The following is an 11,788-nucleotide window of genomic DNA, read 5'->3' as shown; positions in this document are numbered from 1 at the left end:
GCATCGACGGCACGGGCACCGCCATGCACGTTGCGGCCCGTGAAGGCGCCGCGGCGGATGCCAGCGGCCCGCAGCGTCTCGTCTTGCGGACGATCACCGGCATAGGCGTGGCCCACTTCCGAGAGCATCATGTCGGCGAAGCCCCTGTCCATGTTGCGGCCCGCGGCGGCAATCAGGTTCGGAAGCAGCGAGGGCCGCATGTCGGAGAGTTCCGACGAGATCGGATTGGCGAGCTTCAGTTCCGGCTGTCCGCCGCCGAACAGCTTCGCATGGTCCTCGGGCAGGAACGCCCAGGTGATCGCCTCGTTGAAGCCGCGCGTGGCCAGCATCCGGCGGCTGCTGAGCATGCGCTTCTGCAGCGGGTTCAGCACCGGCTTCGCGATGGCGCTCGGGCGGTCCATGGGTTGAGGCGGGATATTGTCGAGGCCGAAGATGCGGCAGACCTCTTCCACGAGGTCTGCCTCGCCGTGAACGTCAGGCCGCCATGAGGGAACCGAGCAATCCAGCGTGTCCGCCGTCTCGGCGACGCCGAAGCCGAGATCGCTCAGGATCTGCCTTTGCTGTGCCAGTGGAACGTCGGCACCGCCAAGGGTCTTCACGCGCGTCTTCCTCAGGCTGAAGCTACGCGATGTATCGGGAACGGCACCTGCCATCACCACATGCGAGGCTTCGCCGCCGCAGAGATCGAGGATCATCCGCGTGCCGATTTCCGCACCTGTGGGCGTGAAGGCCGGATCGACGCCACGCTCGAAGCGGTAGCGCGCATCCGAGGTGACGCCGAGCTTGCGGCCGGTCGCCGCCGTGCGCAGCGGGTCGAAATAGGCCGCTTCGAGGAACACGTTCACGGTTTCATCCGTGCAGCTCGAAGGAATGCCGCCGATGATGCCGGCGATGGCCTCAGGGCCTGCGTCATCCGCGATCACCGTCATGTCGGCACTTAGTATATAAGTCTTGTTGTCGAGCGCCTCCAGCGTCTCGCCATCCTTCGCCAGCCGCGCGCGGATATTGCCCTTCACCTTGTCGGCGTCGAACACATGCAGCGGCCGCGCATAGGCGAAGGTGATGTAGTTGGTGATGTCCACAAGCGTCGAGATCGGGCGCAGCCCGATGGCCCGCAATCTGCGCTGCAGCCATTGCGGGGAGGGCCCGTTCTTCACGCCACGAATGGTGCGCCCGACGAACAGCGGGCAGGGCTTCGTATCGCCGTCCGCGAAATCGAGCGACACCGTGATGGGCGAGTCGAACTTGCCTTCCACCTTGCCGGAATCAAGCGGCTTCAGCTTGCCCAGTCCCTTGGCAGCAAGGTCGCGCGCGATGCCGTAGAGCCCAAGTGCATCGGGGCGGTTCGGCGTCACCTTCACGTAGATCATCGGATCATCGAGGCCCAGCGCCACGGCGGCGGGCGTGCCGATGGGCCAGCTCGCATCGACTTCGATGATGCCGTTGTGTTCCTCCGAGATCAGCAGCTCGCGTTCCGAACACAGCATGCCTTGCGACTCGGAGCCACGGATAACACCGGTCTCCAGCGTGATCTTCGTGCCGGGAATATAGTGGCCCGGAAGCGCGATGATACCCTTGATGCCGGTCCGAGCATTGGGCGCGCCGCACACCACCTGGATCATGCCGGTGTCGGTCTCGACCTTGCAGAGCCTCAGCTTGTCGGCATTGGGATGCTTCTCCGCATGTTGCACATAGCCCACCTTGAAGGGGGCCAGCGCCTTGGTCATGTCGGAGACCTCTTCCACTTCGAGGCCGACGCCGACCAGCCCTTCGCAGATCTCGTCGAGCGAGGCAGTGGTATCGAGATATTCTTTCAGCCAGGAGAGGGTGAATTTCATGAGTGATTTTCCTTTGGTCCTCTCCCGCCTGCGGGAGAGGAAGGGGACCCGGCGTATTGCGCCGGGGGAGGTGAGGGACAAAGGGTGAGGACGCCATGGATCAAGCCGAGCACGTCATCCATGCCGTTGATGACATCATCGTTCTGGAAACGGAGCACCGAATAGCCAAGCTTCTTGAGTGCGTCCGTTCGGCTGTGATCGCGTGTAATCTCTTCCAAGGTGGAATGAGTGGCGCCATCGACTTCGACGATGAGCTTCATCTCGCGGCACAGGAAATCTGCGATGAATGGTCCAACGGGAGCCTGGCGCACGAATTTGCATCGATCCAGCGCGCGGTTGCGCAACTGTTCCCATAGGCGTTTCTCCGCAAAGGTCTCATCCCTGCGGAGACGGCGCGCCGTGAACGTCTTCTGCCCTTCTCTCATTTGCGGCCCCTCATCTCCCCCATTGCTGCGCAATGGGTCCCCTTCTTCTCCCGTTGCACGGGAGAAGACCAGGACGTCCTCTCCCGCAGCACGGGAGAGGAAAGGGGCCCGTCGCAAAAGCGATGAGATAGGTGAGGGACCCCGGGAGTAATCACGACAACCCACCGCTGAGCGTCGGCACTTGCAGCGCCTTGAAGCCATAGTGGCGAAGCCAGCGGAGGTCCGCCTCGAAGAAGGCGCGCAAATCCGGAATCCCGTATTTCAGCATCGCGATGCGGTCGATGCCCATGCCGAAGGCCCAACCCTGAACCTTCTCGGGGTCCATGCCGCCGCTACGGATCACGTTCGGATGCACCATGCCCGAGCCCAGGATCTCCAGCCACTTGTCGCCGGTGCCGATCTTCAGTTGCCCGCCTTCGCGGGAATACTGGATGTCGACTTCCATCGACGGCTCGGTGAAAGGGAAGTGCGAGGCGCGGAAGCGCATCTTCACATCGTCCACTTCGAAGAACGCCTTGCAGAACTCGGCCAGAATCCACTTGAGATTGGCGAGTGTCGTCGTCTCGTCGAGGATCAGGCCCTCGACCTGGTTGAACATCGGCGTATGCGTCATGTCGGAATCGCAGCGGAAGGTGCGCCCCGGCGCGATGATGCGGATGGGCGGCTTCGATGCCAGCATGGTGCGGATCTGCACCGGGCTCGTATGCGTGCGCAGCAACATGCGCGAGCCGTCCGCCTTCTCGTTGAAGAAAAACGTGTCGTGCTCCTGCCGTGCCGGGTGCTCGGGCGGAATATTCAGCGCATCGAAATTGTGGAAGTCGTCCTCGATGTGCGGGCCTTCCGCCACCGAGAAGCCGAGATCTCCGAAGATCTGGACCACTTCTTCCCACACCTGTGAGACGGGATGCACGGTGCCTGAGTTCTGCGGCCTGACGGGGAGCGTCACGTCGATTCTCTCGGATGCGAGCCGTGCCTCGAGCGCGATCTCCTGCAGCTTGGCCTTCCGTGTCGAGAGAGCTTCCGCAACCTTGTCCTTCAGCACGTTCAAGGCCGCACCCGCCTCGCGGCGCTCGTCCGGGCTCATGCCGCCCAGACTTTTCATGCGCTCCGAGATCGAGCCTTTCTTGCCGAGGGCGGCCACGCGGACGGCTTCAAGCGAAGCCTCGTCGGTGGCGCCTTCGACCTGAGCCAAGATGTCCTTTTCGAGGTCTGAGAGACTCATGGGGTTCCTCTGGAAAAAAATATGACCGGGCACGGGTGCCTGTGAAAGACACCGATGGCCCGGTCAAGGCATTCGGAATTCGACGTGAAAACCTGAAGGCTTAGTGTTGCCTGTGCCTATCGGAAAAGCGCTTCGCACTTTTTCCGGCACATGCAATCAAGCCTGCGCGGCCTTTGCCTTCTCGACGAGAGCGGCGAAGGCGGCCTGATCATTCACGGCGAGATCGGCCAAGACCTTGCGGTCCACCTCGATCCCGGCCTTGTCCAGGCCATAGATAAATCGGCCATAGGTGAGGCCGAGTTCACGCGTCGCGGCGTTGATGCGCTGGATCCACAGCGAGCGGAAATTGCGCTTCTTGGTGCGGCGGTCGCGATACTCATACTGCTGAGCCTTCTCGACAGCCTGAACGGCGACGCGGAAGATGTTCTTGCGGCGGCTGAAATAGCCCTTCGCCGCCTTGATCACCTTCTTGTGGGACTTGCGGGCAACGGTACCGCCCTTTGAACGTGGCATGGGTCAGTACTCCGCTTACTTGGCGATATAGGGCATGTGGATCTTGACGAGGCGTTCATCGCCCGGTGCCAGAACCATCGTGCCGCGCTGATTGCGGATCTGCTTGTTGGTGCGCTTGATCATGCCGTGGCGCTTTCCAGCGGCACCAGCCTTGATCCGGCCCGTCGCGGTAACCTTGAACCGCTTCTTGGCCGAGGACTTGGTCTTCATCTTGGGCATTTTGGCTTTTCCTTTCAAAGCATTAGATAAGCCGCCATGGCATGCCCTTTACAGGCCAGGCGGCTTGAACGAGGCTGATTAAGCAAAAGTGGGCCAGAAAAGCAAGTCAGACGCGGATTTCGACCATGAGCCCGCCCAGCGGCGAGCGCCCGTAGGTGACCGTCAATCCATAGATATCCGCAATGTCCTCGACGATGGAGAGTCCCAGTCCCGAGCCTTGCTTCGATTCATCGAGCCTTCGGCCGCGCTCCGAAATGGTCTTGAGGTTCTCGTCAGGTACGCCCGGCCCGTCATCCTCGATGACCAGGCAGGGCGGCGCATAGCGGACCCGGACCATGGCCTTGGCCCATTTTCGGGAATTGTCGAGCAGATTGCCGAGAAGCTCTGTCAGGTCGCCATGCTCCATCGGCACGGTCACGTCGTTCAGGACATGGACATCGAAGTCGAGGTCATCCCCGCCGGGCAGCCGCTCCAATGCCTTGATCACGCGCTCCACCACCGGCTTCAGCCCGGTCGCCGCGTGACCCTTGCCGCTCGAAAGCCGCGCCCGGGCAAGAGCACGCTCCACATGGCGCAGCATTGCGTCCGATTGCTCGTCGATGTCGTCGGCCTGCTGCATGCGCCCATCCTTGCGGAGGTCGCGGGCGATGGACGAGAGGACCGTGAGAGGCGTCTTGAGGCCGTGCGCGAGGTCGCCTGCTCGTCGCCGCGCGCGCTCCAGTGACTGGTCCCGGAGATCGAGAACATCATTCAGCTCGCCTGCCAGAGGTGAAACCTCGTCGGGAAACGGACCTGAAAGCCGGCTCGCCTGTCCGGTGCGGATGTCGGCCAATTTCTGGCGAAGCTGCTGCAGGGGCCTCAGGCCCACTGTCACCTGAAGCCACGCGCCGAGTAACAGGATAGACCCGATGATGCCGAGCGACACGATGAGCTGGTCTCGAAGCTCCTCGATCGGCCGCTGCACCTCCTGCTCATGAGCCGCGGCGATCAGCGTCAGTTCCAGCGGCTTGCCGTTGCGGTCGATGCTCAGTTCACGCCGTGCGAACACCAGGGCTTCGCCCTCGGGTCCGATGGGATTGGCGGAATCGAGGTCATAGTCCCACAGCGAGGGCGATTGCATGGACTCTGGCGCCGCCTGGCCGGGCGCGGGCATGAACTCGATCTTCCAGTAACGCCCGCCATAGGGCTCCTGGTACCGCGGGTCCGAAAGCGCCTTTCCGGCACTGATCGTGCCGTCCTCCGCCACGCTGATGGAGCCCGCCAATTGCAGCAGGTCGTTTTCGAGGCCGGTGATGACTCGCTCGCGGACCTGCGCCTCGAAGAGCCGAACGAGAGCAAAGCCGGTGAGGGAGAGGGCGGCGGCGATCGAAATGGCTGCGGCGACGAACAGCCTGAGCCGCAGCGAGCCTTTCTTCATGGGATAGCGGCGGGAACGATATATCCAAAGCCGCGGCGCGTCTCGATGACATCCGCCTTCAGTTTCTTCCGAAGCCGTCCGACCAGCGCCTCGATGGCATTGGAATCGCGCTCGCTGTCATGGGAATAGAGGTTCTCACTCAGTTCGGCCTGCGAGACGACCTTGCCGCGGTGATGGAACAGGTAGTTGAGAAGCCTGAATTCAAGTGGCGTCAGGCTCGCGGGGATGCCGCCGACCGTCACCTGCCGTGTCCGGGGATCGAGGATGATGCGGCCGACCGAGATCGACGGCTCCGCCCGTCCTGCCGAGCGCCTCAACAAGGCTCGCACCCGGGCCAACAGTTCTTCCATACGGAAGGGCTTGGGGAGGTAGTCGTCGGCACCGGCATCGATGCCATCCACGCGGTCCGTCCAGGTGCCGCGCGCGGTCAGCACCAGCACGGGTGTGGTCACGCCTTCTTGCCGCCAGCGCTTGAGGATGGTGATCCCGTCGATCTTCGGCAGGCCGAGATCCAGAATGATCAACGAGTAGTTTTCAGTGCCACCTCGAAACCAGGCGTCTTCGCCATCGGTCGCGATTTCGGCAACGTAGCCGCTGCTGTTGATGGCTTCTTCCAAGTCCTGAGCGATCCGGGCTTCGTCTTCCACGACCAGAATGCGCATCAGAGGCCAGAGGCTCCCACGATCCGCGCGGTCTTGGCATTGACGCGGACTTCAATCAGCTTGTTCTTCGCATCGATGATACGGATCCTGTATTGCATGTTGCGTCCCCGGCCCGTCAGGCGGATGCGGACGACCTCGCCCTTGTAGCGTTTGCGGACGGCCAAGAGAATGTCACGGAGCGGCTCGGCCTCGCCGCGGCGGACCGCGGCGCGGATGCGGTTTCCTGCGTCGTCTTTCTCCTTGCTGTCCTTGTTGTCATCCTTGTCGTCGTTGTGATCCCTGTCGTTGTCATCCTTGTCGTTGTGATCCCTGTCGTTGTCATCCTTGTCGTTGTTGTCCCTGTCGTTGTCGTCCCTGTCGCTATCGTCCCTGTCGTTATCGTCCTTGCCGCCATCATTGTCGCCGCGGCTGCCACCCTTGCCGCCCCCACCGCCGCCGCCCTCACCTCCACCATCACTGTCCTTGGCAAAGGAAGCGGTCGCCCCGGGACCGGCGATCCCGAGGAGCAACAGTGCGAGAAAAAGTCGGCGGGAGGCCATTTCAAGATTCCAACTCAACAACACGCGGCAAGAACAAGCCGAACGGAAGCGTTTCCGGCGGAAGTGAAAATAGCTCTAATTGATGCAATCTGACAGGCCCGTGAACGCGCCTGTCAGCGTTTTGTCAGCGAGGTGCGAGAACCATGACGATCTGCCGGCCCTCGAAGCGGGGCTCGGATTCGACCTTGGCAATCTCGACGGTATCCTTCTTGACCCGGTCCAGAAGCTGTTGGCCAAGTTCCTGGTGAGCCATTTCGCGTCCACGGAAGCGGAGCGTGATCTTCACCTTGTCGCCTTCTTCGAAGAACCGCTTGATGGCCCGCATCTTCACGTCATAATCGTGATCGTCGATCATCGGGCGCATCTTGATCTCCTTGATCTCGATGACCTTTTGCTTCTTTCGGGCCTCGGCGGCCTTCTTCTGTTCCTGGAACTTGAACTTCCCGTAATCGAGAATCTTGCACACGGGGGGCTTCGCATCGGGCGAGATCTCGACCAGGTCGAGATTGGCCTCTTCCGCCATCATGATGGCCTGGCGGATCGGCACGACACCGACATTCGCACCATCTGCTGCGATCAGACGCACTTCGCGCGCGTCGATGCGGTGGTTGATCCTGTGTCCTTCTTCCTTTTGCGGGGGGGCGGCTCCGCGATTAGTTGGCCTCCGGGGTGGCATGCTCAAGTGGGCAATAGCTCCTGCTGGGCGGGGCAGAAATGATTTCGGCCCCTGTTTGGTTGCGACCGCTATAGACATTGAATGGGGGTCCGGCGTCAAGCGCCGATCCGAAAGGGGTTCAACCGGCCCTCTGGCGCTCGCCGCGCCGTCCGGACCGCAATTCCGCGACGACATCGGGAACCACCACATGGAACACCGTACCGCCGGGGCCGGTGGAGTGAAGGCGGATCTCTCCACCGTGCGAGCGGATCAGCTCCGAGGCGATGGCAAGGCCCAGTCCCACGCCGCCCGATTTCGCCGCACTCTGGAAGGCTTCGAACAGGCGCGGGCGCACCCGCTCCGGAATGCCGGGTCCATTGTCCTTGATCTCGACCGTCACCACGCTGCCCTCCCGCCACGAGCGCACGGTGACGTGGCCTTCGGAGGTGTTGTCCTCAAGGCCTTCCAGCGCCTGGATGGCATTGCGCAGCAGGTTGGTGAGCACCCGGTTGAGCTGTTCACGGTCGGCGTCGATGAGCGTGTCGGCTGGAACCTGGTTGAACAGCACCACGCGGCTCGAGGCCTGCACTACGGCGCTGTCGATCACTTCGTCGGCGAGCTCGCGCAACTTCAGCCGCTCGCGCGCCGGTGGCGGTTCCTGTGCGCGCCCGAACTTGAGCGTCTGTGACAGGAACTCGATCGCCCGGTCGAGGCTGCTGATGAGCTTCGGTGCGAAGCGTTTTACCGTCGGGTCCTCTGCCATCGACAGACGGTCGGAAATGAGATGTGCGGACGACAGCATGTTGCGGAGGTCGTGGCTGACCTTGGAGACGGCAAGGCCCAGCGCCGCCAGCCGGCTCTTCTGCTGCAGCATGGAGGCGAGCTCGGCCTGAAGGTCGTGCAGCTCGCGTTCGGCCAGCCCGATCTCGTCGTGCCGGCCCGAGGGTACGATGACGCGCGACAAGTCTTCCGGGTTCTGGCGGAAGGAAAGCATGTTGCGGGTCAGCCGTTTCATCGGCCGCACCAGCACGATGTTGAGCGCCGCGAAAACCATGCTGGCGACGATGACCGACAGGATCACCGACAGGATGAGGATGTTGATGCCATATCCATACATGGCCTTGCGCAGCGGTTCTTCGAGGAGTGCCACTTCGATGATGTCGCCAGACATGTTCGGTGGGTAGTCGATGACACCGATCACACGGGGGCCCGTCTGCAGCATCGTGCCAAAGGCATCGGTGATGGCGTCAAGCCAGCGCGTCGAGCGGAGATCGTAGGAGGCGTCGATCATGTGATCGCCTTCGCTCCTCAGGATCAGCTGCCGCTTGTTGCCCCGCGTGAGCGAAACCACCAGCACGCCCGCTCCTTTCAGGATTTCGGTGCGGAGGTCGCTGGACAGGATGCGGTCGGGCGCGGCCTCGGCGGCAAGTGCCGCGATCTCGGCCTGCGCCACCCGGCCCTTCAGCCACTGGATGCGGAAATTGGCGATGGACGGAAGGAAGATGAGGACTTCGCCCAGCATGACGAACAGAATGGTCAAAGCGAGAACCTTTCCGGAAAGCCCCCGCAGGAGGCCCGGACTGTCACGTCGCGGCGTCTCTGTTGTTCCCGTCATGGTCTCAGTGCACTGATCACCCTTATAACGCGTCTCACGACAGGATTGGATGCATAATCGGCAAAATAGGTAATGGCGGCCCTGCGGCTGGCTTCTCCGCGCGTAGGGTAGGGCGCCACCGGAGACACCATCGCGCCCACCTTCAACTTGCGCGACATGGCATGAACCCAGGGTTGGATGAGCTCGCCGGCCTGCGGCCCCACGATGGACGCGCCAAGAATCCGACCACCTGAGGTTGTGATGACCTTCACGAAACCGGCGGTCGAGCCTTCAGCCTGCGCCCGGTCATTCTCGTGGAACGGCCAGCGCAGCACCTTGATCCCGGTCCCGTGGGTGTCCCGCGCCTGCGCCTCGGTCAGGCCCGCATGCGCGAGCTCCGGATCAGTATAGGTGACCCAGGGAATGATGGCGTTGGCCTTCACCGGCAGGCCGAACAGTGCGTTCCGGATGACGAGCCCCGCATGATAGCCCGCCACATGGGTGAATTGCAGGCCGCCCGCGACGTCGCCGACGGCATAGACACAAGGGTTGCTCGTCCGCAGCCCGGCATTGACCGTGACGCCTCTGGGCGTGAAGGCAATCCCCGCAGCCTCGAGGCCAAGGCCCTCGATGTTGGGTTTCCGTCCCGTGGCGACAAGCAGGTGCGAGCCCGTGATGACGCCTGCGCCCGTTTCGACCGCGATCCCGCCTGAGTCTTGGGACACGGATGCCACCGCAGTCCGTGCGTGAATGACGATGCCTTCCGCCTTGAGCTTCGCCAGCACTACGGCTGTGAGTTCGGGATCGTCCTTGCCCAGCGGCTCCGCGCCCTCGATCACCGTGACGCGCGATCCGAGGCGGCGATGCGCTTGCGCCATTTCGAGCCCGATAGGGCCGCCGCCGATGATGATCAGATGCTCGGGAAGCGTCTCGTTTTCGAAGATCGTCTCGTTGGTGAGATAGGGAATGTCCGAAAGCCCCGGAATGGGAGGCACCGCCGCGCGCGATCCGGTGGAGATGACGATCCGCCGCGCTTCATAGGGCACGCCATCCGCCACGAGCGTCCGCGCGTCACGAAACGCCGCAGCCGCCCGCACCACTGTCACGCCGAGTTTCTCGAAGCGTTCCTGACTGTCGTTGGGGGCAATGGCGGCGATGGCGCGCTTCACATGGGCCCGCACAGCCGCGAAATCGACCTGGGGTTCGACGGCGGCAATTCCGAATTGCGCGCCCGACCTCATGGCCTGCGCCTGTTTCGCAGCCGCCAGCAGCGCCTTTGAGGGAACGCAGCCGGTGTTGAGGCAGTCACCGCCCATCTCGCTCTTCTCGAAGAGGACAACGCGCTGCCCGAATTGGGCTGCTGCCGCGGCAACGGTCAATCCGCCCGAGCCGGCGCCGATCACCGCAATGTCGAAACGTTGATTGCTCATGTGCGCCGCGCCTTCCAGAACTTCACTGCGAGCGGGATCAGGGAGACGGCGCCCAGCGCCGCGAGGCCGAGGATCAGTTCACGGGTCAAGAGGGATGAAGCCTCCAGCGTGAAACTGCAGTTCGAGGCGCCCTTCTCCGCCACGCAAGCCGCGTAGGCCGCCATCTGGGTGTCGATCACGCCGTCCAGCCCCGACCCGATCAGGGCGAATGCGATCGAGGCTGGAATGATGCCGATGATGGTCGCGGTGATGAAGGACCGGAGGGGAACCCGGCACAGGCCCGCAACCGCGTTGACCGCCCAGAAGGGAAAGACCGGCGCCAGCCGGAGGAAGAGCAGCAGGTTGAAGGCGTTCTCCGCAAAGCCGCGCGACAGGCGCTGCACCAGCGGCCCGGCTTTCTCGGCCAGAGCGGCGCCGAAGGAGGTCCGCACGATCTGGAACACGATGATGGATCCGATGACGGCCGAGATCACCGTTGCCGGTACGCTCAGCATCCAGCCGAACAGGAAGCCGCCGGCAATGCTCATCACCGCACCGCCCGGAAGCGACAGCGAGACGACAGCGATATAGATGGCCATGTAGATCAGCAGGGCGAAGGCGAGATTGCCCTCGACGAAGGTGCGGAGGGCTTCGCGGTTCTCGGCCAGTGCGGCGAGTGAAATGTAGCGATGCAGTCCCAGCGCATAACCCGCGCCAATGAGAACCAGCAAGGCGGCAGCCGGAAGCCACCGTCGGACCGGGCCGGCGTGATCGGAGGCGGTGCCCGGTACCGGGCTGGACTTTTCCATCTAAAGCAGTTTCTTTGTCAGTGCATTGAATGTGAAGCTACAAGGCTGGAGTTACACATGGACCATCGCGGCGGATCGGGGTAGGGGGTGTCACCGTGTCGTGACAACAGTTCAGCGGCCGTGCGCCCAGCGTGACAGGGCCTGGGACGCCGGTGCGTTGACTTCCTTGCGATTTTCACCCTATAAGCCCCGTCAAATTCCTGACGTGACAGAGAAATCTCCTCAGGGCATGACCTGTTTTAGGGCCATGTTGTTGAAATCATTGGCCCCGGGCCACATTACGGAGTTAAGAACGTGAAGCGCACTTACCAACCCTCCAAGATCGTCCGCAAGCGCCGCCACGGCTTCCGCGCCCGTATGGCAACCGTCGGTGGCCGCAATGTGCTGGCCCGCCGCCGCGCCAAGGGCCGCAAGCGCCTTTCGGCCTGAGCGCCGGACTTCCCCTGACATGGAGCGCCTGAAGCGACGGCAGGATTTCGTTGCCGC

Annotated in this window: 13 protein-coding genes; 1 reads left to right on the top strand and 12 read right to left on the bottom strand. The window is 62.8% G+C overall.

All coding sequences use genetic code 11. The annotated features are described in order from the left end of the window. The 12 genes from pheT to ACEW8Q_RS16235 form a co-directional block, all read right to left on the bottom strand. A partial coding sequence (gene pheT, locus ACEW8Q_RS16290; protein WP_373505109.1) for a phenylalanine--tRNA ligase subunit beta occupies positions 1 to 1,838 on the bottom strand: 1,838 nt, incomplete at its 3' end. Continuing rightward, a complete protein-coding gene (locus tag ACEW8Q_RS16285) occupies positions 1,835 to 2,263 on the bottom strand; it encodes an endonuclease domain-containing protein (RefSeq protein WP_373505111.1) in 429 nt (142 codons plus the stop codon). The genes pheT and ACEW8Q_RS16285, both read right to left, overlap by 4 nt. A 151-nt stretch (positions 2,264 to 2,414) precedes the next feature. After that, positions 2,415 to 3,485 (bottom strand): phenylalanine--tRNA ligase subunit alpha, encoded by a 1,071-nt coding sequence (pheS, locus tag ACEW8Q_RS16280; protein ID WP_373505108.1) that lies wholly within the window; start codon positions 3,483 to 3,485, stop codon positions 2,415 to 2,417. Positions 3,486 to 3,641: 156 nt separating this feature from the next. Beyond that, positions 3,642 to 3,998 carry a 50S ribosomal protein L20 gene (gene rplT, locus ACEW8Q_RS16275; RefSeq protein ID WP_373505107.1) on the bottom strand — a complete coding sequence of 119 codons (357 nt, stop codon included), beginning with the start codon at positions 3,996 to 3,998 and terminating at the stop codon, positions 3,642 to 3,644. Positions 3,999 to 4,013: 15 nt separating this feature from the next. Beyond that, on the bottom strand, positions 4,014 to 4,217 hold the full coding sequence (gene rpmI / locus ACEW8Q_RS16270) for a 50S ribosomal protein L35 (RefSeq protein ID WP_373505106.1): 204 nt from the start codon (positions 4,215 to 4,217) through the stop codon (positions 4,014 to 4,016). Between the two features lie 106 nt (positions 4,218 to 4,323). Next, positions 4,324 to 5,634, bottom strand: a complete 1,311-nt coding sequence (locus ACEW8Q_RS16265) for a sensor histidine kinase (protein ID WP_373505105.1) — start codon at positions 5,632 to 5,634, stop codon at positions 4,324 to 4,326. After that, positions 5,631 to 6,296, bottom strand: a complete 666-nt coding sequence (locus ACEW8Q_RS16260) for a response regulator (RefSeq protein ID WP_373505104.1) — start codon at positions 6,294 to 6,296, stop codon at positions 5,631 to 5,633. The genes ACEW8Q_RS16265 and ACEW8Q_RS16260 overlap by 4 nt, the downstream gene beginning before the upstream one ends. Continuing rightward, positions 6,296 to 6,835: a PepSY domain-containing protein gene (locus tag ACEW8Q_RS16255; RefSeq protein ID WP_373505103.1), complete on the bottom strand. Its 540-nt coding sequence runs from the start codon at positions 6,833 to 6,835 to the stop codon at positions 6,296 to 6,298. Before ACEW8Q_RS16255 ends, ACEW8Q_RS16260 begins: the two co-directional genes overlap by 1 nt. A gap of 124 nt (positions 6,836 to 6,959) precedes the next feature. Continuing rightward, entirely contained in the window at positions 6,960 to 7,511 is a 552-nt protein-coding gene (gene infC, locus ACEW8Q_RS16250) for a translation initiation factor IF-3 (RefSeq protein WP_373505110.1), read from the bottom strand. Positions 7,512 to 7,629: 118 nt separating this feature from the next. Then, the gene (locus ACEW8Q_RS16245; RefSeq protein WP_373505102.1) at positions 7,630 to 9,105 is read right to left on the bottom strand and encodes a sensor histidine kinase; all 1,476 of its coding nucleotides are present in this window, start codon (positions 9,103 to 9,105) and stop codon (positions 7,630 to 7,632) included. After that, a complete protein-coding gene (locus ACEW8Q_RS16240; RefSeq protein WP_373505101.1) occupies positions 9,102 to 10,514 on the bottom strand; it encodes an NAD(P)/FAD-dependent oxidoreductase in 1,413 nt (470 codons plus the stop codon). Before ACEW8Q_RS16240 ends, ACEW8Q_RS16245 begins: the two co-directional genes overlap by 4 nt. Then, positions 10,511 to 11,302, bottom strand: coding sequence for a TVP38/TMEM64 family protein (locus ACEW8Q_RS16235; protein WP_373505100.1), 792 nt, complete (start codon positions 11,300 to 11,302; stop codon positions 10,511 to 10,513). The genes ACEW8Q_RS16240 and ACEW8Q_RS16235 overlap by 4 nt, the downstream gene beginning before the upstream one ends. A gap of 294 nt (positions 11,303 to 11,596) precedes the next feature. Between ACEW8Q_RS16235 and rpmH the strand changes: the two genes are divergently transcribed. Next, positions 11,597 to 11,731: a 50S ribosomal protein L34 gene (rpmH, locus tag ACEW8Q_RS16230; RefSeq protein WP_373505099.1), complete on the top strand. Its 135-nt coding sequence runs from the start codon at positions 11,597 to 11,599 to the stop codon at positions 11,729 to 11,731. Positions 11,732 to 11,788 lie beyond the last annotated feature (57 nt).

It is taken from the genome of Aestuariivirga sp. (genome assembly GCF_041738905.1).
Taxonomy (GTDB): domain Bacteria; phylum Pseudomonadota; class Alphaproteobacteria; order Rhizobiales; family Aestuariivirgaceae; genus Aestuariivirga.
Note: the sequence above shows the minus strand (reverse complement) of the source record. Positions and strands in the feature narration are given on the sequence as shown.